The following is a 24,311-nucleotide window of genomic DNA, read 5'->3' on the forward strand; positions in this document are numbered from 1 at the left end:
TATTATTGACGGTCTACTTCAATAGAATTAGACAAATCGAATGTTCCTGTAATTTCTGCAACAGTTGCTGCTGTAGTAATATTTGAATCATTTTCGTAACGTGCATACCATATAAAACATTTTCCTACTCCTGCAGCATTAAAATCTACGCCTTCTACCATAGCAAGAGATCCTGGTCGTCCTAGTATCGCACCTGCCTCATCAGTAATTACCCAAGTACTATTAGTACCAAAAGCATTTGTAGCATCTAATGTTATACCAGAAACAAAATCGGCAGTTGCATCTACTGTAAACGTAAAAGGTCCCCCAGAAATTTTCCCTGCATTAACCACTTGATTACGAACAACAGTTATAGGGTTTGAAAGATCGAACATACCTCCAACATTATTAGCATTCATTCCCATTTCTAATCCGGTTACCGTTCCGTTATAACGTGCATACCAAATTAAACATGTACCTACTCCTGCGTCATCAAAATTAACACCTTCTACAGCTTGTAATGTAGGTGGTAATCCTAAAATCAAACCTTGATCATCAGTAACAATCCAAGTACTATTATCACCAAAGGCATTAGTAGCATCTAGCGTAATTCCACTTACCATATCAGCTTCACCATCAACATCAAATGCAAATGGTCCACCAGTAATTTTACCAGCATTAACCACCTGATTACGTACTACTGTAATTGCATTTGAAAGGTCAAACATACCTGTAACATCATTTGCATTCATCCCCATTTCTAACCCAGTTACGGTTCCATTATAACGTGCATACCAGATTAGACATGTACCTGCCCCTGCATCATCAAAATTAACACCTTCTAAAGCTTCTAATGTAGGCGGTAATCCTAGAATTAAGCCTTGAGCATCAGTAACAATCCACGTACTGTTATCTCCAAAGGCATTTGCATTATTCAGTGTAATTCCAGTTACCATATCGGCTTCTCCATCCACATCAAATTCGAATGGTCCACCAACAATAGTACCCGCATTAACTACTTGATTACGCACCACTGTTATTGAGTTTGAAAGATCAAACATGCCTTCAACATTATTGGCATTCATCCCCATTTCTAACCCTGTTACAGTTCCATTATAACGTGCATACCAGATTAAACATGTACCAGCTCCGGCTTCATCAAAATTAACACCCTCTAAGGCTTGTAAAGTAGGTGGTAATCCTAGAATTAAACCTTGATCATCGGTAACAATCCAAGTACTATTATCACCAACAGCATTACTACCATCTAGAGTAATACCTGTTACCATATCAGCTTCACCATCCACGTCAAACGTAAACGGTCCGCCAACAATTGTACCCGCATTAACTGCGATTGGATTATCATCATCGTCACTACAAGAGACGGCAACAAAACCTATTGCCAGTGCCCCAATAATTAATTTTTTAAACATTGCTTTTGTTTTATGATTATTAGATCATAAAAATATCAACATTTGGTTTTTTAAAATGTTAGCTATCTAACACTAGGCAACAATTTTTAATCGAATCTCTTTACGATTAAAATCTAGGATTTTGGATTCTTTTAACTCATTAAGAATTATGTTTAATGTAGGTCTTGAAGTACCTATCAAATTGGCTATATCTTTCTGCGTATAAGGATGTTCTATAACCATATCCCCTGTATCTGGACAGCAATGCCCGTAATCTTCTTTAAGTTCGTTCAAAAATTCTAATAACCTTGTTTTTGTATCCTTAAAAAGGAGTAATTGTAGTCTTCTTTCTAAGCGTTTAAAACGCATACCTATAAATTTATAGATTCTAAGACTAAAGGATTGATTGTCTCTCATCAAACCATGCATCGTTTCTACCCCAATAGGACAAATAGAAGTCGTATTATCAACAGATTGGGCAAATTCTGTTCTTTTATTTACACCAAGTATGGCTTTTTCCCCAAAAATCTCTCCTTTGGTCAATATTGCTTTAACAACTTCATGACCATCTTCTGCGCAATACCCTATTTTCACTTTCCCCTTTTCTATAAGGTAAACTTTGTTTGCTGAATCCTCTTCAAAATAGATATAATCGTTTTTACGATACGCATCAAAATCGTGATCTTTTTTATACCTTTTAAATTTATGAGGGCATAAAACCTTAAAGAGATTTGCATCCTCAAAAAACCAGATTGCACTCATGATGTTTGTGTTTTAAACTGTTAGCTTAGACTAAGGAGTCGTAAATTCATATAATTACTTACTAAAAAAAAGTAAATAGTTTATAATCCTTAAGTGAACTTTAACGAAATACCTTCTTTTATAATACAACAACCTAAACTCTATATACCCTAGTTATTTTTTTAAAACACAAAAAACTCTCTGAAATTATAATATCAGAGAGTTTTTTATTTTAATATTAAAAACTTGTGTTCTAAATATTTTTAGACATTCTGTTTTTTGATCAAGTTTAATGCTGACCCTTCATTATACCATTCAATCTGCGAAGCATTATATGTATGATTTAATAAGACTGTATCTTTTGTCCCATCAGCATGTACAACTTCTAAGGTAAGTTGTTTCCCGGGCGCAAACTGATTCAGATCTATAAAGTTAAACGTATCATCCTCTTGTATTAGATCATAATCACTCTCATTTGCAAACGTTAAACCAAGCATTCCTTGCTTTTTAAGATTCGTTTCATGAATACGTGCAAATGATTTTACAATAACAGCTGCTACACCTAAATGTCTTGGCTCCATTGCTGCATGTTCTCTAGAAGAACCTTCTCCATAATTATGATCACCTACAACAATAGTTTTAATACCTTCTGCCTTATAAATTCTAGCTGTATCGGGCACACCACCATACTCCCCTGTTAATTGATTTTTAACAAAGTTTGTTTTCTTACCAAACGCATTAACAGCTCCTATCAAACAGTTATTAGAAATATTATCTAAATGACCTCTATAACGTAACCAAGGACCCGCCATTGAAATATGATCGGTAGTGCATTTACCAAAAGCTTTAATTAATAATTTAGCTCCTGTTATTTCGTTACCAATTGGATCAAAAGGGGTCAATAACTGTAACCTTTCAGAAGTAGGACTTACTTTTACCTCTACCGCGCTTCCATCCTCTACAGGTTCTAAATAGCCATTGTCTTTCACTTCAAAACCTTTAGGAGGCAATTCCCATCCAGTAGGCTCATCAAACATAACCTCTTCTCCGTTTTCGTTTATCAACTTATCTGTTAATGGATTAAAATCCAATCGCCCAGCTACAGCAATAGCTGCTGTTAATTCTGGAGAAGCCACAAATGCATGTGTGTTAGGATTACCATCTGCACGTTTAGCAAAGTTTCTATTAAAAGAATGAACAATACTATTTTTTGGTGCATTTTTCGGATCACTATATCTCGCCCATTGTCCAATACAAGGACCACAAGCATTAGTAAATATTTTTGCATCTAGTTTTTCGAATATCCCAAGAATACCATCTCTATCTGCTGTATATCTTACTTGTTCAGAACCTGGATTAATTCCTAATTCTGCCTTCATTTTTAAACCTTTATCTAGAGCTTGTTGCGCTATCGAAGAAGCCCTTGATAGGTCTTCATATGAAGAGTTGGTACAAGAACCTATTAATCCCCATTCTACTTGAATTGGCCAATCATTAGCTTTTGCTTTTTCTGTCATAGCACTACCAACTTCTGTTGATAAATCCGGAGTAAAAGGCCCATTTAATAATGGTCCTAATTCTGATAAATTAATTTCAATTACCTGATCAAAATATTGTTCTGGGTTTGCATATACCTCTGGATCTGCAGTTAAATGTTCTTTAACTTGGTTAGCCGCATCTGCTACATCTGCTCTTTCTGTTGCTCGCAGGTAGCGCTCCATAGACTCATCATATCCAAATGTAGATGTAGTAGCACCAATTTCTGCTCCCATATTACAAATTGTACCTTTACCTGTGCAAGACATTGCTGTTGCTCCTGGTCCGAAATACTCTACAATTGCACCTGTTCCTCCTTTTACTGTTAGAATCTCTGCTACTTTTAAAATTACATCTTTTGGTGCTGTCCAGCCCGATAATTTACCTGTTAATTTTACGCCTATTAATTTAGGGAATTTTAATTCCCAAGCCATTCCTGCCATAACATCAACGGCATCAGCTCCACCAACACCAATAGCTACCATTCCTAAACCACCTGCATTTACAGTGTGTGAGTCTGTACCAATCATCATTCCTCCAGGAAACGCGTAGTTTTCTAATACTACCTGGTGAATTATACCCGCTCCAGGTTTCCAGAATCCAATACCATACTTATCAGATACTGACTCTAAAAAATTGAATACCTCACTACTAGTATCATTAGCTCTTTTTAAATCTGTAGAAGCTCCTTCTTTTGCCTGAATTAAATGATCACAATGTACAGTTGTAGGTACGGCAACTTTATTTTTTCCTGCCTGCATGAATTGTAATAATGCCATTTGTGCTGTCGCATCTTGACAAGCAATACGATCAGGGGCAAAATCAACATAATCTTTTCCTCTAGTAAATGCAGTATTTGCCTTTCCATCCCAAAGGTGCGAATACAAAATTTTCTCTGCTAGTGTTAAAGGTTTACCTGTAATTTCACGCGCTGTATTAACACGATCAGCTACTTGACTGTAGACCTTTTTTATCATATCGATATCGAATGCCATATGCTATTAATTTTAAGTATTCCAAGATACGAAATATACAATGACTATGAAAAAGATAAAACGAATATAGAATGATTATAAAAAAAGAGTTTATCTCTCTAAAAATCAAGATATATTAAATCAAAATGATTAAGAAAACTAAAAATAACACTTATCAAAACCATAGAAAAAGCCTTAGTACAATACTAAGGCTTCTACACTATAATAGTCAACCAAATTTAGGACGACTTAAATATTTAATTATATAACTAATTCTTTTTGAGAAGGTTTGAATTTAGTTAAGACAATACCATCGACAGCAGCTTCATATTCTTCCATAGTAGGAGTTCTACCCAATATTGTAGATAGCACTACTACAGGAGTAGATGACAATAAAGATTCGCCTTTTTTCTCTCCTGAATCCTTTACCACTCGCCCCTGAAATAAGCGAGTTGAAGTAGCCATTACCGTATCTCCTGGTTCTGCTTTTTCTTGATTCCCCATACATAAGTTACAACCAGGACGCTCTAAGTATAACATATTCTCATACTTTGTACGCGCTAAGCCTTTAGGCGCACTATCATCAAATTCAAAACCAGAATATTTCACTAAAACATCCCAATCTCCTTCTGCTTTTAACTCATCAACAATATTATATGTTGGAGGAGCTACAACTAAAGGAGCATTAAACTTAACTTCACCTTGTTGTGCTTCAATGTTCTTTAACATTTGAGCCAAAATTTTCATATCTCCTTTATGAATCATACAAGATCCTACAAACCCTAAATCAACTTTCTTAGTTCCACCATAAAAAGATAATGGTTGGATATTGTCGTGTGTATAACGCTTAGATACATCTTCATTATTTACATCTGGATCGGCAATCATAGGCTCGACAATCTTGTCTAAATCAATAACAACTTCAGCATAGTACTTAGCATCTGCATCTGGTTTTAATGCCGATTTAGTTCCTGTTTTAATTTCATTGATTCGATTATTCGCTTTATCAACAAGTCCTTTAAGATCTTGCTTAGGGTTATCCATACCCTTATCAATCATAATTTGAATACGATCTCTAGAAATTTCTAATGATTCGATTAGGGTATCATCTTCAGAAATACAGATAGATGCTTTTGCTTTCATTTCAGCAGTCCAGTCTGTAAATGTAAATGCTTGATCAGAAGTTAATGTTCCAATATGCACTTCTATAATTTTTCCTTGGAAAACATTTTCACCTTCAAACTGATTTAACATCTGCTCTTGAGTAGCGTGAACGACATCACGGAAATCCATATAAGGTTTCATTTCCCCTTTAAAAGTAACTTTTACTGATTCTGGAATTGGCATAGTTGCTTCGCCAGTAGCTAATGCTAAGGCAACTGTTCCCGAATCGGCACCGAAAGCAACTCCTTTTGCCATACGTGTATGTGAATCTCCACCAATAATTACATCCCAATCATCAACAGCAATATCATTTAATACCTTGTGTATTACATCGGTCATTGCGTGGTACTTATTTTTAGGGTCACGTGCTGTAACTAATCCGAAGTCATTCATAAACTTCATTAATCTAGGAATGTTAGCCTTAGACTTGTCATCCCAAACAGAAGCTGTATGACATCCCGATTGATATCCAGTATCGACAATTGGAGAAATGACTGTAGCAGCCATCATTTCTAATTCTTGAGAAGTCATTAAACCTGTAGTATCTTGAGAACCTACAATATTTACTTCAACACGAACATTAGAACCTGCATGTAATGTTTTACCAGGTGTAGTTCCTACTGCATTTTTATTAAATATTTTTTCAACAGCTGTTAATCCTTGTCCTTCAATAGAAATTTCTTTTGAAGTAGCATATACTTGAGGAATAGCTATTCCTAATATTTTACAAGCTATGGTTTGTAGTTTTTTACCAAAAACAACCGCATAAGAACCTCCAGCTTTTATAAACTCCATTTTTTGTGGAGTTAGTGCTGTAGAAATATCTTTTAATTCTTTATCGCCGTTATATAATTTTTTGGTCTTTGTATTAATGGTTAAAACAGTACCAGTAGCTACAGAATATACTTCTTTTAAAATCGGCTCACCGTCTTCATCTACAATCGTGTTTCCATTAACATCTTTTTGTTTTACCCAGTTTTTTAAATCAATACCAATACCACCAGTTACTCCAACTGTAGTTAAGAAAATTGGAGCAATACCATTAGTACCTGCGATTACTGGAGCAATATTAATAAATGGCACATATGGACTAGAGGAAATCCCTGTCCATAAAGCTACATTATTTACACCAGACATTCTTGAAGAACCAACTCCCATAGTTCCTTTCTCTGCTACTAACATCACACGTTTATCTGGGTGTTGTTCTTTTAAAGCCAATAGCCCTTGTTGCATTTCTTTATTATGCTCAAACATACATTGACCATGTAATTCACGATCTGATCTAGAATGTGCATCTGCTCCAGGGGATAATAAATCTGTAGAGATATCACCTACACCAGCTACATATGTTACAATTTCTATTTCTTCATCAATTTCTGGTAAAGCAGTAAAAAACTCGGCCTTAGCATAACTTTCTAATAATTCTTTAGCAATTGCATTACCTGCTTTGTATGCTTTTTCTAAACGCTCAGTATCTGCTTCATATAAGAAAACTTGTGTTTTTAAAACTTTAGCAGCTTCTTGAGATACAGTAGTATCATTTCCTAATGCTAAGTCTAGTAATACATCTACTGAAGGACCACCTTTCATATGAGACAATTGCTCAAGTGCAAAAGTTGGTGTTATTTCCTCAACAATAAACTCACCAAGAATAATTTCTTTTAAAAATTTAGCTTTAACACCAGCAGCACTTGTAGTACCAGGTAAAACATTATAAATAAAAAAGTTAAGAGAATCTTCTCGGTGTTGGTTATCCTTATCTTTAATTTGCGAAATAATTTCGCTCAATAACTCAGCACCATCAATTGGTTTAGGGTGTAACCCTTGAGATTTTCTTTCTTCGATCTCCTTGATATAATCGTTGTAAGTGTTCATATAGTAAATAATAGAATTCTTTAAATATTGAAGTACTACGTAAATTAGCACTCAAATTTCTTTTTTTGTCTGCATAAACTACAACAACTCTTTTTGCATCGTTGTATCATGAAAAACTATACGATATGTAGCTTAATAAGCATAGTCCTTACACCTTATGCGCATTTTAATTTGTTTTCACTTTTCAAAAGTGTCAAAACAATTTTCAGTTTATAAACATAGCATATTACCACTGCTATTTTGCATATAACATTTACTGTTTTATATTTAGTATAAGTCTTTTTATCATATTGATAACGAATGCCAAATACTTTGAATTTTAACATTGAAAAGTTGCACAAAAATACGAATTTTAAGGGGTTTTATTAAATGAATACCTGTAATACTATCTTTTTGCATTTTTCAAAAGAATAGGGTATCCATTTCTATAAATTCATAAAATCAAGTTATTAATTCTACAAAATCATTAAAAATAAACACAAGAAAATAACAACTAGAAACTTTGATTTACGAAAACGTTATAGTAAAGTTTAAAAAAACGAATAAAAACCTTTTAATTATGTATAAAAAAAGTGAAATCAAATGATTTCACTTTTACTTGTTGGATATACAGTATCAGATTCTAGTTTTCTCGCTTATGCTCTTTCTTTTTTTTATGCTTCTTTCTATGCAAGCCTTCATATTTTGTAAGCTGCTCTTCAGTAAGCGTTTTTTTAAACTTTTCCTTTTCTTCTTTAAGAATTGCCTTATGACTTTTCCTCATTTCCTTTTGCTCATTACTAAACGTTTCTGAAAGAGATTTTTTCTTATCACGTTTTGAAAGGTTTTCATCATTAGCAATATCCAATTGAGCTTTAGTAAAAGATGCTTTCATTTTCTTTTTATGCTCTTCTTTAAGCTGTTTCTGAAAATCTAATTGTTTTTTCTGATCTGCAGAGAGACTTTGTATAAATTCTTTCTTTAAATCTTTACGTTTTACGTGCGCTTTATCTGATTGTGCTGATATTGAAGTTATCCCTATACACAAGATCAATAAGGAAGTCAAAATATTTTTCATATTACTATATGTTTATAATCATTATTAGTAATAATAAGACTACAAAAAAGGAAAAAGGTTTAATTGGGATGTTTAAAAAATGGACACTACGAAAAGCGGGAATCAAAAAAGATCACTAATCACATCTTCTACACTAACTCCTTCGGCTTCTGCCTTGTAATTCTTTATAATACGATGACGTAATATACCTGTAGCTACCGCTTGTACATCTTCGATATCTGGTGAAAATTTCCCTTTAATCGCTGCATTAGCCTTGGCTGCCAAAATAAGATTTTGAGAAGCCCTAGGACCAGCTCCCCAATCGATATAGTTTTTAACCAAATCGGTGGCAGTATCTCCAAAAGGTCTTGTTTTACCAACAATGCCTACAGCATACTCTATCACATTATCAGCAACAGGAATACGGCGAATTAAATGTTGAAAATCGATGATTTCTTTGGGAGTGAATAATGGGTTTATTGTTTTAGTTGTATCTCCTGTAGTGCTTTTAACAACTTCTACTTCTTCTTCAAAACTTGGATACTTTAGTTCTATCGCGAACATAAACCTGTCCAGTTGTGCTTCAGGAAGTGGATATGTACCTTCTTGCTCTATCGGGTTCTGTGTAGCCAGAACAAAGTATGGCAAATCTAGTTTATAGTGATGTCCTGCAACTGTAACAGCACGTTCTTGCATAGCCTCAAGTAAGGCTGCTTGAGTTTTTGGTGGCGTTCTGTTAATTTCATCCGCCAGAATAATATTAGAAAAAATAGGACCTTTTATAAATTTAAAATGTCTTGTCTCATCTAATATCTCACTCCCCAGAATATCACTAGGCATAAGATCTGGTGTAAACTGAATACGTTTAAAGTCCAATCCTAATGCTTGAGAAATAGTATTCACCATTAAGGTTTTAGCTAAACCAGGAACACCTATTAATAAAGCATGACCCCCTGAAAAAACAGAAATCAGGATTTGATCGATAACTTCTTCTTGCCCAATAATTACTTTGGAAATTTCTTTTTTAAGTTCGGAATGTTTTTTTACTAGTCTTTGTACAGCTGCTACGTCGTCTGACATACTATTTTTCTTTTTTTAACCAGTTACCACTATAAGTACAGTCTCTATAATCACCATTAACTTTTACATAAGTATCCATTATCTTTTCACCCTGCCATTTTCTAATCGCTTCAATTTGTTTCTTTCTAAGCGCTAATTCTTGTATTTTAAGATAATCCTGAGAATAGTCTGCTATATGCTCATCATACCTCTTAAGCACTGTAATTAGCTTAAACTTTTTTCGGCCTTGACGATCTTGATCTGGTATTACTAATGAAACGTCATTAGTTTTTAGTTTAGACACTTGATCATACAATATAGGGTCAATTTTGGTAAGTTCAAAATGAGTATCTCCCGTAGTTGGATTAAGTAGCTGTCCTCCATCCTCTCGGGTTTCTTTTTCGTCACTAAATTGTCTTGCTGCTTCTTTAAAATCTATACTTCCAGAAGTAATACTTGTTCTTAGTGAATCAATTAATTTTTTTGCTTTTTCTACACTTGTTCTTGTAACTTCAGGAACTAAAAGTATATGTCTAACATCTATTTCTTCTCCTCGAATTTTATCAACTTTAACGATATGCCAACCAAAATCTGTTTTAAATGGTTCGCTTACTTCTTCTTCTTGTAAACTAAATGCAACATCTTTAAATTCTTTTGCAAAGTTAGTTTGGCGATCTAATGTATATTTTCCTCCTGTTGATTTTGATCCAGGATCTTGTGAATACAACACGGCTTTCGTAGCAAAACTACTTCCGTTTTCTACAATATCCTCTCTAAATTGATTTAGTCTATCAACTACTTCTTGTTCTTCTTTATCAGAAATTTGAGGCTCTATAACAATCTGTGCAAGCTCAACTTCAGTTCCAAAAAGTGGTCGTTCTGCTTCTGGAATTTCATCAAAAAACTCTCGAATTTCTTCAGGAGTGATTTCAATATCTTCTATGATTTTAGTCCTCATACGTTCTGACAATCTATTGGTTTTATTGATTTCAAAAAGCTCACTCTTAAAATCCTCAAGATTATCTTTCTTGTAAAGTCTTAATACCTTATCTATTGTACCCAGTTCATTAAGCATATAACTTAGTTGTTGGTCTACCATAGAATTAACTTCTGCATCCCGAATAATAATACTATCCTGAATTGCATGATGTGCATACAATTTATTTTCAAACAAACTTCCAGCAAGTTCACAACGACTTACATCATTAGCAGAAACACCTTCACTTACTAATTGTTTATATGCAATATCAATATCGCTATCTAATATTACGTTTTCTCCAATTACTGCTGCTACTCCATCAATTTTAGTTCTTTGAAATTGCTTTACAGGTTCTTTGGTTATAATTGAATCTGCATTAGCAGAAATTGTATCAGTAACAGCTTCTTCAATTATTTCTTGAGCATATAGTTTAGTATTGATGCTCGCAGTGAATACTACTGCACAAAGGGTAATTTTAATTGTATACTTCAAATTGTTTGTTCTCAACTGCATCTCTAGTAATATCTTTTTCTATTTTTTTTATCAACTCCAGCTTTCTCTTATTTAATATAATTTGTCTTATTGTGGGTTTGATATATTGTAAAGGCGCTTTTTCTTTTCTATTTAAAACATCTTTTATCTTTACCATATATACCCCAGTAGAGTCTCTAAGCTGCACATATTTCCCTGATCTTAACAATTTAGATTTCTCTTGTTTTTTAAGAATAGGAATTTTATTTAAAACCTGATCTAGCTGTATCCAGATAGAATCATTTAATGAATATGCTATAAACTCACTTTCTTTTAACTTCAGTTCGTCTATATCTTCTTCTTTAAAACGATTTAATTGTCGTTGCGTTGCAACAATATTTTTATAATCAGATGGCAAATGTAAGTAACGTAACTTTACCAACTCCTCATTAAGATTAAAATTTTCTAAATTTTGCTTATAATACGACTCTAAATCCTGTTCTGTAACCTCCATATTGATAGATTTATCAATCACAGCATTTTTATATGCATTAATATAAAGAGTACTTTGATAATTTTGAACTAGCTCATCAAACTCTTTCAATTCGTTTTGAGTTAAGTTCCTCTTGGCTTGGTCTATAAAAAGCTGACGGGTTGCCCAAGTATTTATATAATTCTTAACGATGTGAACACTATCTTCTTTGGACGAGTTTTGAGGCAATATTTTTTCAACATCTTCCTTGTACAGGTATGTATCATTTACTCTAGCCACAGCTTCTTTTTTAATTTGTTCTCCAAATTTTTTACAAGAAACTATCGCTATACAAAACATTATAAATATTACAAACCTCATTTATTTAAGCAATTCTTTTTTAATTTTCTTTAAAGCTTTTTGATTTACCTTTACTGCATACTTATCTTTAAGTTCATCTAACCATTTACGCTCTATATCTTCCTGAAAATTATTAATTAATTCTCCTTTTGTTTCTTCAAACGTTTTAACTCTTGAAGGTAGTACTTCTTTAACCAAAATCAAAGTTGCAAAATTATCCTCTTGTAATAAGGTTATATTATCTTCTTGGGCTTTAAAATTCTTTGGTAATTTATCTTCTCCTTTTATCAACTCTTCTTCAGAAAAAAGCACTAAAACAATATCTCCTTTATTAACTTCTTTCTTTATTTCTTCAACAGCAACTTTCTTTTCTAATAGTTTTTTTACTTTTTCTAGTGCTTCACGTTTTGACGACGATGCTCTTAAAACTTTGTAGGTTTCATTTTGAACATATTCATCTTTATGCTCCTCATAATACTTTTTAAGACCAATTGTATCGGTTTTTGAAGCATTCCATATTTTGGATTCCATAAGATCAAAAAGTAATAATCCGTCACGATACTCATTAATTACGTTAGCATAGTCTTGATTATCATTTTCTAAATGTTCTTCATAATATTTGAGTAAGGTAGTTGATTCATATTTAGCATACATCTTTTCTATAAAAATAGATTTATCACTGTAACTTTGACTTACTCTAGCATTCTCTTTTAGGAATTCTCCAAAATCACCATAGGTATACGGTTGATCCTTTATACGAAATAATTCTTTTTTAAAGCCTTCATTTTTAGACACATCCCAACCTTCAAAATTCATAGAATCAGGAATTGCCTCTTTAAAAAAACTAACCGCCTTAGTATTAAACGTAACTTGATATTTTTCTTTTAACGAATTGATAAAAGATTCTGTTACCAATTTTGATCTGCTATCTTTTTTTACTCTGTTTGTTAGTTCATTTTTTTGTTCTTCGAATGATTTAGGAGCATGTTTTTCAATTAATTTAATAATATGCCAACCATATTTTGTTTCTAATGGTTCTGATAATTCTCCTTTTTTCTGAAGAGCAAAAGCCGTTTTCTCAAACTTCTCTGAATTTAAGATCCCTTGTCCAAAACGTCTAATTTTACCTCCTTGAACCGCTGTACTTGGATCATCACTATATTGTTTTGCTAGTGACTCAAAAGAAACTCCTTGATCGAGCTGTTGATTAATTTCTTTAATTCTTTGCTCTGCTTCTTGCGATGTTCTTTTATCGTTTATCGCAATCATAATATGTGCTACAGACACCTCTCCTAATTTCTTTTCTCGTTTGTTTACTTTAACAATATGATAGCCAAACTGAGTTCTAAAAGGATTAGAAACCTCTCCAACTTTTGTTTTATAAGCTGCATCTTCAAATGGGTAAACCATTCTAAATGTTGAAAACCATCCTAAAAGTCCATTGTTTTTGGCTACAGAAGGATCCTCACTATATGCATTTGCTACTGTAGCAAATTCTTTACCATTTTTAATTTTTTCTTTTGCCTCTAAAATTTTCTGATACGCTTGTAATGTATCTTTTGCAGATGCATTAGGCTTTACCATCACCAGAATATGACTTGCATTTATTCTTTCCTGAGAACGATCATATGCTTCTTTTATCAATGCTTCAGAGGTTCTTGTATCGGTGAGATAACTAGATGATAGTTGTTTCTTATATCCCTCTAATTCCTTTAAATAAGAATCTTTTTTGTCTAGACCAAGGGTTTGAGCTTCTCTAAGTTTTAATTTATAATTAATAAACAAATCAAGATATTCATCTACATCCTTTTGAGAATCATCTGTTACTAAATCTATATTTTTAAGATAGATTCTTTTAAACTCTGATATAGGAATTTGCAAATTATCAATTGATAATAATACTTCTTCTTTTTGTTGTGCATTTGCCAACCCAAGAAAAATAAATCCGAATAGAAATACTAATGATTTTGTGCGCATAATTGTTTTCTAATGAAGCCCTAATCGGACAAAAATAATAATATTAAGATGTTTTACAAGCTAGTTTTTTAACGAAGGGAAATCTTCAATAGTATTCATCCCTAAAATTTTTATGACCAATGCATATTATATATGTAATTCTACATTACAAACGATGGCTTAAATTATGAAATACGCTTTAGACATTGAAACAAAATCACCTAAAAATGAAACAGTTAAAACCCCGGTAAACTAAAACAACTTAAAACACTAATATAAAACCTTAGTTAGCATTAAACTCTTAAATAACGAAAAAGACAAACCTAATGCAATTTCAAAATAAATTTATGAGATGTGGAAAAAGAAATCGAAATGATCGAAACAATTACATTTTTGATACTCTGACTTGATTGCAACGTATTTTTAACACTAGCAACATTAACATAAAGAAAACTCTTCTGGAAAAACCCTATGGCAATATAGAATAAACAAGTATAAAGAAATTTAAATTTAATAGTTTTATCATAAGCATATTTTTCTTATTACTCAATCCTATTAAATAACACCTAATATTACGATTGACTTTAAAACATTTATTGAAAAAAGAAACGATGTTTAAAATGTTATAAACTAATACAAATATGATTCAAATTCTCACAAGCAAACTTCTTACTCCTAAATACGAACGGGACATTCATGATTTATTCAAACAATTAAGTCCGAACAAAAAACAAAACTCGATAAAGGCATTATTATCAGATCCTAATAATTCGCTTATTTTTGCATGCTACTTTACTGAAAACAAAATAACAGGTATTGCTTCAATGTGCACATATAAGGTAATTTCTGGATATAAAGGCTGGATTGAAGATGTCGTAGTAGATACTAATAACAGAGGCTTGGGAATAGGCAAAAAAATAATTACAGCACTTATAAATTATGGCAAAGAATTAGAACTTTCAGAAATTTATTTATTTACCGAAGAGGAAAAAAAAGCAGCCATACATTTATACGAGCAACTAGATTTCAAACAAAAGCACAGTAGACTCTATAATCTAAAACTGAAATAAGATTTAATAGCAATGGAAAGAAAACTAAAATTAATATGGGATTTTAAAGGTCCTACTGCAAGTAAAACCGCACAACATCACGAGAAACATCTTAAAGAATATATTTTGTTAGAAAAATTATCTCTTCATATAACAGGATATTTAGATATAAATGAAATGCATAGTATTGCCTATATGATTGTAACAGATTCTGAAATGAAACCAACTCGAGATGCCCTTAAACCTCATCGAGGACAACTATATGAAGAATAAATTTTCAAAAATATCAGTATTGGTATGGATATTGAACTAGACCTTATATATTTGCAAAAGTTTAAAAACCAGTAACCAAAAAATTGTAATGAAAAAAATAATTTTATCAATATTAGTACTTGTCGTTAGTTTACAATTAAACGCACAATCTAAAACAGGAACAATAGACACCGAATTCATCCTGTCTAAAATGCCAGAGCTTACAAAAGTTCAGGAAGATCTTAAAGGGTACAACAAAAAATTAGAAGATCAATTAAAAGTAAAAGTTGAAGAGTATCAGGCTAAGGTGAAAGAATACCAAGAAAACGTAGCGACATTCACTGAGCCTATGAAAAAAACAAAGCAAGAAGGAATCATTAAGTTAGAGGACGACATTGCAAAGTTTCGCCAAAATGCTTCTCAATTAGTACAATTAGAACAAAATAAATTACTTCAACCCCTTTATCAAAAAATAGGTAAAGCGTTAGAAGAGATCGCTAAAGCTGAAAAATACACTCAGGTTTTCACTATTTCTAGTAGTGGTTTAGCTTATGTTGATCCAAATTTTGATCTTACAAAAAAAGTAACTACTAAGTTAGGTATAAAAATAGAAGAAGGTAAATAAGCACCTTATCATTCTAGATAATTAAAAAAGCAATCATACAAAATATGATTGCTTTTTTAATTATATCATTTTATTCATCTATTCTATCGTCTACTATAATTTGGCGCTTCTTTTGTAATCGTTACATCATGAGGGTGACTTTCGTTTATACCACTAGCTGTAATTTTTACAAATTTACCATTATCTTGTAGAGCTTTAATATCTTTAGCTCCGCAGTATCCCATTCCTGCTCTTATACCTCCTATAAATTGATGGATACTTTCTATTAAGTCACCTTTATAAGCTACTCTACCTACAATTCCTTCTGGAACAAGTTTTTTAATATCGTCTTCAACATCTTGAAAATAGCGATCTTTTGAACCTTTTTTCATAGCTTCGACAGACCCCATTCCTCTATAGGTTTTGTATTTTCTCCCTTCATAGATAACCGTTTCGCCTGGGGATTCTTTTGTACCTGCCAAAAGAGACCCTAACATTACTGTATCCGCTCCAGCAGCAATTGCTTTTGGTATATCTCCAGTATATCTAATTCCTCCGTCAGCGATAACCGGAACTCCTGATCCTTTAATCGCATTAGCAACTTCTAAAACAGCAGAGAATTGTGGAAATCCAACACCTGCCACTACTCTTGTTGTACATATAGATCCTGGTCCTATTCCTACTTTTACAGCATCTGCTCCTGCTTCAACTAAGTATTTAGCTGCATCGGCAGTTGCTATATTACCCACTACAACTTCTAATTCTGGAAATTTTGCCTTTACCTCTTTTAATACAGTAACAACTCCTTTAGTATGACCATGTGCAGTATCAATCACAACAGCATCGACTCCCGCTTGCACTAGTGCCTCTGCTCTATCAACGGCATCACCAGTCACTCCTAATGCAGCAGCTACTCTTAAACGTCCTAGACTATCTTTATTAGCCATAGGCTTTAAGGTTAATTTAGTAATATCCCTGAAAGTAATTAAACCAACCAAAGTATTATCCTTATCAACTACGGGTAATTTTTCTATTTTATTATCTTGAAGAATTACTTCTGCTTGTTGTAATGATGTTCCCTCTCCTACAGTAACAAGGTTTTCGCTTGTCATAACTTCAGATATTGGGCGATCATCATTTTTCTCAAAACGCAGATCTCTATTAGTTACTATACCGATTAATTTATGATGATCATCAACTATCGGAATTCCTCCAATGCTATGTTCTCTCATATTATTTTTAGCATCTATAACTTTTGCATCTCTAGGTAATGTTACAGGATCTATGATCATACCACTTTCTGCACGTTTTACCTTACGTACTTTAATTGCTTGTTCTTCGATCGTCATATTTTTATGCAAAACTCCAATACCGCCTTCTTGCGCCATTGCAATTGCCATTCGACTTTCTGTAACGGTATCCATTGCAGCCGAAACGATAGGTACGTTAAGGGTTATATTTCTTGTAAATTTTGCCTGTATACTTACTTCTCTAGGAAGTACTTCAGAAAATGCGGGAACTAAAAGTACGTCGTCATAAGTAAGACCTTCTCCGACTATTTTGGAATCATGTGCTGTCATTGCAATTAAAATTTAATTGCGTGTAAATGTACGTCTTTTTTAAAGAATATAATGATGTAAACCTTTTATTTTAATCATCAAAATGTACTTATACTATTATTCATTACATCGTACCAAATTTTCATACTACCATGTTATGGTTTTAACATAAAATTAATCGATTAAAAACATATAAAATCGTTAAAAAACACAATTGTTGATCAAAATCATACTTTTTAACATATTTTTAGTATAATTATTTTATCTTTCAATTCATTAGAGTTAAAAACTTCTCAAACCCCCAAAAATATATTATCTATGAGAACGATCCTATGCCTGTTATTATTATGCTTTTATGTTAATGTTACTCATTCTCAATTTACTGACTCTTATCCTATTGATAAAGAGTTTAGCTTCAAAAAAACTGAAAAGAGAGAATTTACCTATAAAAAAAACCTATTTACCAAAAGAATAATTCCCGTTGCTCTTATTAGCGCAGGTTTTTTACTTTCTACAAGTGATTTCGAAAAATCACTACAACAAGACTTAAGAGATGTAGTTGGAAATGATTTTAATACCAAACTAGACGATTATACACGATACGCTCCTGTAGTGCAATTATATGCGGCAGACATACTTGGCGCACAATCAAAAAGTCATTGGTTTGATCAAACAAAATACCTAGTTCTATCATCGCTAATAAGTAATGGAACCTCTACCCTACTAAAGAAACGAATTCATAAAGAAAGACCTGGCAGTTATGAGTCTACACATGCTAATTCTTTTCCTTCTGGCCATACCACTACCGCATTTACTACAGCTACTGTATTATATGAAGAATATATTGACACCAATCCTATATTAGCCTATAGTGGTTATGCTTTTGCTATCGCCACAGGTAGTTTAAGAATGGCAAATAACGCTCATTATCTCTCTGATGTATTAGTAGGTGCTGGTATTGGTATATTATCTACTAGGCTTGTGTACCACTTTAATTATCTTATTGATTGGAATCCATTTAAAAAGACCAGTGGAATTGCATTTACTCCACAATATACAGGAGATGGAATAGGTTTTTATTTCACTAAAGTGTTTTAAAAATATATCTGAGCATATCGTATAAATCATTAACTAAATAGTCATATTTCCTGCCTAGGGGGAAATCTACCCTATACGAATCCGTGTTTTACCTCTACCACAAAACTTGTATGAATAGTACCTTTGAAAAAGGGAAAAAAATTAAACTCACACTCAAAAACATCAAGTAATGGTTATTTCAAACAAGATAGAAAGTTATAGTATACAAATAGTCAGTAATTATTCTGGTGGTGGTGGATATCAAATGGGATTCGTTTACCTATATGGAGAAGACCTAAACTACCTTGGATATTTAGGTATTATTAAAGATGGGCAATCATTGCCTCAAAATAAATTACATTCTAATGGTGTCATGAATATTTATTTTCATGAAAATGAGTTACAAACAATTCTTGATACTTTACGCAATGAATTAGAAGTTACACTAGAATTTAATTCAAGCTCTAAGTGGGCTTCTCTTAGTACCAATAAACAACTTGCAGGCAAAGGGGAATTGGCCGCATAAAATCAAAAAATCTGAAAAGACATTTGTTATTGTCTCTCAAATTATTACATGGGCCAGCTGGAAACGAGAGGTATAAAAAATTAATTGTGAAAAATGTAATTGGGTTCACAATCCGGCAATAGTGGAAGTGTATTAAATCAGTAATAACAAAGGTCTTTTCAGGTATTTGATAAATTCACCATTAAATACTATCGTTTTTATCAGAACACAATTTATTCAAAACAAGATCAATACGTTCTTCAATGGTTGTGTCGCCCTCGATTTTTAAAATTTGGCATTCTAACTTTTCCAGCCATCGCATATGAACATTAAGGCTTCTTCCTTCAAAAATTGGATTATCGTACTGTTGCGCCCATTTCAAAAATGCTTTAGAGTTTTTACGAATATCTTCGTTATCTTCTAATAACTCACCATATCTTTCTAATTCACGATGTTGTAGTCTACCCATCCTGATCTTTGGCGGTACATACAGAAATATAACTACATCAAATGCCTTTTCCCATTCTTTACCCCAACTAACCATAGAACCACTTACAATAACTGAATCATAAACCTTGAAATCGTTTAACAACTTAATATTTCTTTCTTGTAAAGGTATTTTTTCTTTAAAAGGTGGATTTGTTTTTTTCCAATAATAATCATCAGCATCCAAATGTTTCCAACCTAATCGCTGCTCTAGTTGGTTGGCTAATGTGGTGGTACCTGAACCCGAAGCTCCAAATATGTGAATTTTCATTGGTATATCAATTTAAAAGCTGTTTCTAAGATATCATTTTTTTAAAATTAATAATATTTGCTTTTGCATATTGCTAATTATGATAAAGAATAATTTTCTTTATGTTAGATCAAGTGAAAAAATTTCATACTTATTTAATTTTCAATATATTACAATAGCAATGCAATTATAAACCTATGCTCAGGAGTATACTATTTTTCATGCTATTATATTTAGGCAATGTGCTATATGCGCAGACGAATTCTAAATTTTATGGAGTAAAATCACACTACGGATTTATTATTCCTCATACTCCAGATTTAAAACCTATATCTAAAACCAACCCTTATGGACTTCAATTAGAAATGAGTACATTGCGAACAAGTGATCAAGCTTGGAAGACCTGTTTTTGCTATGGAAGAACTGGTTTTGCATTTACCTATTTTAATTATGCAAATCCAGATGTACTTGGCAGCTCTTACAATTTTATTTACTTCGTTGAACCTTATTTTACTTATCAGAGCTCATTAAAATTTTCGCTAAGAGGATCAATCGGAGGTACGTATTTGGATACAATTTTTGATGAAGAAACAAATCCTGACAATGTACTTTTTAGTACACATTTTAGTTTTTACCTGGCTTTATCACTTAACCTTAATTATCATATTAATAACAACTATGCCCTTAATTTATCTGCTAACTATAACCATATTTCAAACGGAGGGCAGAAACAGCCGAACAAGGGTATGAATTTCCCTACTTTATCCATTGGTGTAGACCGAATCATAAACTATACCCCGTTAAAACCGAAGCCCAGTGAATTAAAACAATACAGTCGCGCATGGAGTTATTACCTTGGGTCGTTTGCAAGTCTTAGATCCTCTGATCGCGAGGCCGAATCTACTAATCACCCATTAATTGGTGGTTTAGGTGGTGCTTTAAAACCTCTTTCTAGAATAAACGGGATTAATTTGGGGATAGAGTTTTGGTATGATTGGTCTGACCTTAAACAGGTAGAGCAACAAAACCTTGATGATTCTTCTTTTTCATCGGCACTTACACTTGGGCATCATTTTCATGTAGGAAATTTTTATTTTTTACAACAATTTGGGATATACGCCACACGACCTAAAAACATACAAAGTAATTGGTTGTATCAACGATATTCATTTTGGTACCGTATTGCAAACCGATGGGCAATTGGAGCTTCTTTAATTGCATATGGCCGTACAGCTGATCACATGGATGGAAGACTACTTTATATTATCCAGTAGATTAATTTGTTTGCACTATTTTCTACTTCTATTATCTAAGCAACTAATATGATTCAAAATTCTAGGAAATAAAAAAACGGAGTCAGTATATCACCAACTCCGTTTTTAAAATGGTTTACGTCTCGTTATTAAAAAACAATTATAACGAAGTCGCTAATATACCTTTTTATGGAATACCATAGCAAAAATCCTTTAAAATCTATTTTTCAGCCTTTACAAAAACAGCTGTTTAGCCCAGTAATAACAATAAATTTCGACTTTGGCACGACAATTGAACTAAGTAAGAGAAATAATTTAAAACTTATGGCTTATGAAAACTTTATATACTAAATTTGGAATACATCTTAGACCATTTATTAATTTTTTAAAAGAACTTCCTACTGCATCTAGCTATGCTATTCATAGATAATTCAGTGGCAAGTAATGAACACAAAGCAGTTGTAAAATATAATTTCACAACTGCTTTGCGTTGGTTACATGTATTATAAAATACATGTACGTGTTTAATCTAACTTACCCTCTTCAAGTGTCTTACCGTATAAACAATCTGTAGATAGACCTTTAGAATAACTTGTCTTTGTATCCATATTCATTACTAACTGCACTTTGTTCCTTACTAATATTGCTGCACACTTTTCTTTCCAATGAATACGTATATCTTTTCTTTTCAGGTTTTTAATATAACTATATGAATTTGCAAACTGCGCAGGCAATGGATTGCGATGTTTACTAATTTTCTTAAGATCATTCTTTTGTTTAGACGGTGTTACAACAGTACATAAAAAACCATCAAAATCGATTTCTTCTTTATCGGGACTTAACATATATCCCCAGATGCTATAGTCATCTTCTTCGATCATTAATATTCTTCCTGAAATGGGATCTGTAGCTGCAAAAAACAAGTTATTCGAAATCCTATTCGAATCTTTTCTTATTTCTGCAGAAAATAATCCATCAAAGATGGATGATAAAATTGTTTTCATTCTGGGGTGTTTTATATATTCTTTTAAACAAATGCAAAGCATAGCTCCAATACGTATTATAGTACTGAATAACAATACCATATATTTACTTAATTTCTACAATAAAGACTTGTGTGAGGTGCTAACATAAGTAATTATTTTAAAAGTAGATTACGGTTTTCCGTTATGGTTTTAGGGTCGTTTTCCCCCTGTGATACACTCTTAGCCCTTATTAAACCACAAAAATAATTCTATAAATAAAGTCTAAAAAAAAATGAAAAAAGTTGAAATTTTAGCATTTCCCAGCAATTTTATCTTTCAAAAACTGCTGTTCTTGTTTAGATTGTGTTAGCTTTATTGCTCTTTCATAATGCTTTATAGAAAGGTTTGTATTTAATAATCGTTTATAGATTTCACCGAGAGTAGCATGATAAACATAATATTTATCTAGCATAGAAGTATTTTTCATTGTTTTTAAAACGATTAATGCCTCTTTAGGTCCTTTATACTCTAAAATCACCAAGCATCTATTTAAAAAAACAATAGGATCATCGGCTATTTCGAGTAACAAATCATAGTACATCAAAATTTCTTTCCAGTTTGTATCTTCATATTGTTGTGCTGCACAATGTTGAAATGCTATAGCCGCTTCTAAATGATATGTTGTAAGATTATTACCAAATGCAGCGTGATTGAGGTATTTTTCACCAGTTTGCATCAATACTTTATCCCATAAAGTTCTATCTTGTTTTGACAGTAAAATTAACTCCCCTTCTCTTGTAATTCTACTATCCAAACGTGCACTATGAAAACACATTAATGCCATTAAAGCATAGACTTCTGGTAATTTTGTTCGCTTGTTAGACAATAATGATTTACAGAGTAACATTGCTTGTCCTATAAGATCTTTACGAATCAATTGATCTGCATGAGTAGAATTATACCCTTCATTAAACAATAAATATATTGCGCTTAATACTGTATGGGTTCTTTCTTCAATTTGCTTGTTAGTCGGGATTTGCAAAGAAATTCTATTTTTTCTAAAATATTCTTTTGTTCGATATAAACGTTTTGAAATTGTGTCTGGACTTGTTAAAAAAGATTTTGCTACTTCTTTGGTACTAAAACCGCAAAGTGATTTTAGAATAAAAGTTATTTGATTTTCTTGGGAAATTTCTGGATGACAACAAGCATACATCATACCTAAAAAATCATCTTTGATACCATCTTCATTCCAATAATTATCCATTGTCGTTTCTAAAGTATACCCTGAGGTTAACAATTGCTTTTGTGGATCTGAAAAATCTATAAGTTTGCTGTGTTTATTTCTTCTTATAACATCTATAGCTTTATTTTTTGCAGTACGATATAACCAAGCTCTAGGGTTATCAGGCATCCCGTTATATTTCCAGGTTTCTAGTGCTTTTACTAGAGCATCCTGAACTACATCTTCTGCCATTTCAATATTCTCAGTTCCAAAAATCTTAATCAAAACAGAAACCATCTTTCCAGATTCTTCTCTAAAAAGATGGTTTAGCGTTTGGTCTATGTTATTATTGCTTTCCAATAGTACTACATAGGACTAATTTCACGAACTTCTATACTACAATGATATTCATTACTAGGGCATTCTTTAGCTACCTCTGCAGCGTGTTCTAGTGAATTTGCTTTGATTAATAAATAACCTCCGATTAGCTCTTTTCCTTCAGCTAATGGCCGATCAATGATTTTTTGACCACCATCAATAAGTGTTTTAGCTTCATTCATTAATGGTTGACCACCAACAAGCATGTCTTTTTGAGCCAAAGTATCCATCCATTGTTGCCAATCTTGCATGTGTTGTTGCATTTCTTCGGGTGAGTTTTGGTTGTATCTATCTTGTCCACCTCGAATAATAAATAAAAAATCTCTCATTGATTTAATTTTTAAAGATGATTACTCAGGCCAAACTTCACGAACCTCTACAGCTCCGCCTTCCCATTCAAAACCTGGACATCCTTTTGCCATTTCTGTTGCTTCTGATAGTGATTCTGCTTTTACCCTAAGATACCCCCCAACTAATTCTTTACCCTCAGTCATAGGACGATCCATTATCTTACCATTATCTAATACAGTGTTTCCTTTTGATAATAATCGTTCCCCGCTTACAAATTTACCTTGTTCAGCCATTTCCCCGATCCATTTTTCCCAATGCTGCATATGCTCTTGTTGTTCTTCTGGTGATTTTGAATCCCAAACGTCGTCGTCTCCTCTAAAAAGGAACATAAATTCTTTCATGT

The 24,311-nt window shown here is 32.6% G+C and carries 21 protein-coding genes; 6 read left to right on the forward strand and 15 right to left on the reverse strand.

The annotated features are described in order from the left end of the window. Positions 1-2 precede the first annotated feature (2 nt). The 9 genes from D1816_RS09580 to D1816_RS09620 form a co-directional block, all read right to left on the reverse strand. On the reverse strand, positions 3-1,412 hold the full coding sequence (locus tag D1816_RS09580) for a hypothetical protein (protein ID WP_118502527.1): 1,410 nt from the start codon (positions 1,410-1,412) through the stop codon (positions 3-5). 72 nt (positions 1,413-1,484) lie between these two features. After that, on the reverse strand, positions 1,485-2,153 hold the full coding sequence (locus D1816_RS09585; protein ID WP_066319266.1) for a Crp/Fnr family transcriptional regulator: 669 nt from the start codon (positions 2,151-2,153) through the stop codon (positions 1,485-1,487). Positions 2,154-2,395: 242 nt separating this feature from the next. Beyond that, positions 2,396-4,663 carry an aconitate hydratase gene (locus D1816_RS09590; RefSeq protein ID WP_118502530.1) on the reverse strand — a complete coding sequence of 756 codons (2,268 nt, stop codon included), beginning with the start codon at positions 4,661-4,663 and terminating at the stop codon, positions 2,396-2,398. Between the two features lie 240 nt (positions 4,664-4,903). Beyond that, positions 4,904-7,681 carry a bifunctional aconitate hydratase 2/2-methylisocitrate dehydratase gene (locus D1816_RS09595; RefSeq protein ID WP_118502532.1) on the reverse strand — a complete coding sequence of 926 codons (2,778 nt, stop codon included), beginning with the start codon at positions 7,679-7,681 and terminating at the stop codon, positions 4,904-4,906. Between the two features lie 622 nt (positions 7,682-8,303). Beyond that, positions 8,304-8,738: a hypothetical protein gene (locus D1816_RS09600; protein ID WP_118502534.1), complete on the reverse strand. Its 435-nt coding sequence runs from the start codon at positions 8,736-8,738 to the stop codon at positions 8,304-8,306. A 102-nt stretch (positions 8,739-8,840) separates the two neighbouring features. Further along, positions 8,841-9,797 carry a MoxR family ATPase gene (locus D1816_RS09605; RefSeq protein WP_118502536.1) on the reverse strand — a complete coding sequence of 319 codons (957 nt, stop codon included), beginning with the start codon at positions 9,795-9,797 and terminating at the stop codon, positions 8,841-8,843. A 1-nt stretch (position 9,798) separates the two neighbouring features. Further along, positions 9,799-11,247 (reverse strand): peptidylprolyl isomerase, encoded by a 1,449-nt coding sequence (locus D1816_RS09610; RefSeq protein ID WP_345742780.1) that lies wholly within the window; start codon positions 11,245-11,247, stop codon positions 9,799-9,801. After that, on the reverse strand, positions 11,231-12,079 hold the full coding sequence (locus tag D1816_RS09615) for a hypothetical protein (protein WP_066319254.1): 849 nt from the start codon (positions 12,077-12,079) through the stop codon (positions 11,231-11,233). Before D1816_RS09615 ends, D1816_RS09610 begins: the two co-directional genes overlap by 17 nt. Continuing rightward, entirely contained in the window at positions 12,080-14,035 is a 1,956-nt protein-coding gene (locus D1816_RS09620) for a peptidylprolyl isomerase (protein ID WP_118502540.1), read from the reverse strand. 620 nt (positions 14,036-14,655) lie between these two features. Between D1816_RS09620 and D1816_RS09625 the strand changes: the two genes are divergently transcribed. The 3 genes from D1816_RS09625 (at position 14,656) to D1816_RS09635 (ending at position 15,940) form a co-directional block, all read left to right on the forward strand. After that, positions 14,656-15,084, forward strand: coding sequence for a GNAT family N-acetyltransferase (locus D1816_RS09625; RefSeq protein WP_118502542.1), 429 nt, complete (start codon positions 14,656-14,658; stop codon positions 15,082-15,084). A gap of 12 nt (positions 15,085-15,096) precedes the next feature. Then, positions 15,097-15,336 (forward strand): hypothetical protein, encoded by a 240-nt coding sequence (locus D1816_RS09630; protein ID WP_066319246.1) that lies wholly within the window; start codon positions 15,097-15,099, stop codon positions 15,334-15,336. 88 nt (positions 15,337-15,424) lie between these two features. Continuing rightward, positions 15,425-15,940: an OmpH family outer membrane protein gene (locus D1816_RS09635; RefSeq protein ID WP_066319245.1), complete on the forward strand. Its 516-nt coding sequence runs from the start codon at positions 15,425-15,427 to the stop codon at positions 15,938-15,940. A gap of 83 nt (positions 15,941-16,023) precedes the next feature. Here the strand turns inward: D1816_RS09635 and guaB are convergent, their stop codons facing one another. Then, a complete protein-coding gene (gene guaB, locus D1816_RS09640) occupies positions 16,024-17,499 on the reverse strand; it encodes an IMP dehydrogenase (RefSeq protein ID WP_066319244.1) in 1,476 nt (491 codons plus the stop codon). 297 nt (positions 17,500-17,796) lie between these two features. On the opposite strand from guaB, the gene D1816_RS09645 reads away from it, so the two are divergent. Both D1816_RS09645 and D1816_RS09650 read left to right on the forward strand, forming a co-directional pair. After that, entirely contained in the window at positions 17,797-18,576 is a 780-nt protein-coding gene (locus D1816_RS09645; protein WP_118502544.1) for a phosphatase PAP2 family protein, read from the forward strand. A 169-nt stretch (positions 18,577-18,745) separates the two neighbouring features. Then, entirely contained in the window at positions 18,746-19,081 is a 336-nt protein-coding gene (locus D1816_RS09650; protein ID WP_066319241.1) for a hypothetical protein, read from the forward strand. Between the two features lie 181 nt (positions 19,082-19,262). Here the strand turns inward: D1816_RS09650 and D1816_RS09655 are convergent, their stop codons facing one another. Next, positions 19,263-19,817 carry an AAA family ATPase gene (locus D1816_RS09655; RefSeq protein WP_118502546.1) on the reverse strand — a complete coding sequence of 185 codons (555 nt, stop codon included), beginning with the start codon at positions 19,815-19,817 and terminating at the stop codon, positions 19,263-19,265. Between the two features lie 200 nt (positions 19,818-20,017). Here D1816_RS09655 and D1816_RS09660 point away from each other — a divergent pair, with 200 nt between their 5' ends. Next, entirely contained in the window at positions 20,018-21,070 is a 1,053-nt protein-coding gene (locus D1816_RS09660) for an acyloxyacyl hydrolase (protein ID WP_066319236.1), read from the forward strand. A 503-nt stretch (positions 21,071-21,573) separates the two neighbouring features. On the opposite strand, the gene D1816_RS09665 is transcribed toward D1816_RS09660, so the two are convergent. The 4 genes from D1816_RS09665 to D1816_RS09680 all read right to left on the reverse strand — a co-directional run bounded on the left by D1816_RS09665 (position 21,574) and on the right by D1816_RS09680 (position 24,309). Next, the gene (locus tag D1816_RS09665) at positions 21,574-22,053 is read right to left on the reverse strand and encodes a hypothetical protein (RefSeq protein WP_066319235.1); all 480 of its coding nucleotides are present in this window, start codon (positions 22,051-22,053) and stop codon (positions 21,574-21,576) included. 271 nt (positions 22,054-22,324) lie between these two features. Further along, a complete protein-coding gene (locus D1816_RS09670) occupies positions 22,325-23,599 on the reverse strand; it encodes an RNA polymerase sigma factor (protein WP_118502549.1) in 1,275 nt (424 codons plus the stop codon). 5 nt (positions 23,600-23,604) lie between these two features. Continuing rightward, complete coding sequence (locus tag D1816_RS09675; protein ID WP_118502551.1) at positions 23,605-23,946, reverse strand: YciI family protein; 342 nt, start codon at positions 23,944-23,946, stop codon at positions 23,605-23,607. A gap of 21 nt (positions 23,947-23,967) precedes the next feature. After that, the gene (locus D1816_RS09680; protein ID WP_118502553.1) at positions 23,968-24,309 is read right to left on the reverse strand and encodes a YciI family protein; all 342 of its coding nucleotides are present in this window, start codon (positions 24,307-24,309) and stop codon (positions 23,968-23,970) included. Between the last annotated feature and the right edge of the window lie 2 nt (positions 24,310-24,311).

This window comes from Aquimarina sp. AD10 (assembly GCF_003443715.1).
Taxonomy (GTDB): Bacteria; Bacteroidota; Bacteroidia; order Flavobacteriales; family Flavobacteriaceae; genus Aquimarina; species Aquimarina aggregata.

Excerpts from the sequence above, each read along its gene's own strand:
- D1816_RS09630 (WP_066319246.1), top strand. The coding sequence starts at position 15,097 with ATGGAAAGAAAACTAAAATTAATATGGGATTTTAAAGGTCCTACTGCA.
- D1816_RS09675 (WP_118502551.1), bottom strand. The coding sequence starts at position 23,946 with ATGAGAGATTTTTTATTTATTATTCGAGGTGGACAAGATAGATACAAC.
- D1816_RS09625 (WP_118502542.1), top strand. The coding sequence starts at position 14,656 with ATGATTCAAATTCTCACAAGCAAACTTCTTACTCCTAAATACGAACGG.
- D1816_RS09665 (WP_066319235.1), bottom strand. The coding sequence starts at position 22,053 with ATGAAAACAATTTTATCATCCATCTTTGATGGATTATTTTCTGCAGAA.
- D1816_RS09680 (WP_118502553.1), bottom strand. The coding sequence starts at position 24,309 with ATGAAAGAATTTATGTTCCTTTTTAGAGGAGACGACGACGTTTGGGAT.
- D1816_RS09650 (WP_066319241.1), top strand. The coding sequence starts at position 18,746 with ATGGTTATTTCAAACAAGATAGAAAGTTATAGTATACAAATAGTCAGT.
- D1816_RS09600 (WP_118502534.1), bottom strand. The coding sequence starts at position 8,738 with ATGAAAAATATTTTGACTTCCTTATTGATCTTGTGTATAGGGATAACT.
- D1816_RS09580 (WP_118502527.1), bottom strand. The coding sequence starts at position 1,412 with ATGTTTAAAAAATTAATTATTGGGGCACTGGCAATAGGTTTTGTTGCC.
- D1816_RS09660 (WP_066319236.1), top strand. The coding sequence starts at position 20,018 with ATGCTATTATATTTAGGCAATGTGCTATATGCGCAGACGAATTCTAAA.
- D1816_RS09635 (WP_066319245.1), top strand. The coding sequence starts at position 15,425 with ATGAAAAAAATAATTTTATCAATATTAGTACTTGTCGTTAGTTTACAA.
- guaB (WP_066319244.1), bottom strand. The coding sequence starts at position 17,499 with ATGACAGCACATGATTCCAAAATAGTCGGAGAAGGTCTTACTTATGAC.
- D1816_RS09620 (WP_118502540.1), bottom strand. The coding sequence starts at position 14,035 with ATGCGCACAAAATCATTAGTATTTCTATTCGGATTTATTTTTCTTGGG.
- D1816_RS09615 (WP_066319254.1), bottom strand. The coding sequence starts at position 12,079 with ATGAGGTTTGTAATATTTATAATGTTTTGTATAGCGATAGTTTCTTGT.
- D1816_RS09605 (WP_118502536.1), bottom strand. The coding sequence starts at position 9,797 with ATGTCAGACGACGTAGCAGCTGTACAAAGACTAGTAAAAAAACATTCC.
- D1816_RS09590 (WP_118502530.1), bottom strand. The coding sequence starts at position 4,663 with ATGGCATTCGATATCGATATGATAAAAAAGGTCTACAGTCAAGTAGCT.
- D1816_RS09655 (WP_118502546.1), bottom strand. The coding sequence starts at position 19,817 with ATGAAAATTCACATATTTGGAGCTTCGGGTTCAGGTACCACCACATTA.
- D1816_RS09585 (WP_066319266.1), bottom strand. The coding sequence starts at position 2,153 with ATGAGTGCAATCTGGTTTTTTGAGGATGCAAATCTCTTTAAGGTTTTA.
- D1816_RS09645 (WP_118502544.1), top strand. The coding sequence starts at position 17,797 with ATGAGAACGATCCTATGCCTGTTATTATTATGCTTTTATGTTAATGTT.
- D1816_RS09595 (WP_118502532.1), bottom strand. The coding sequence starts at position 7,681 with ATGAACACTTACAACGATTATATCAAGGAGATCGAAGAAAGAAAATCT.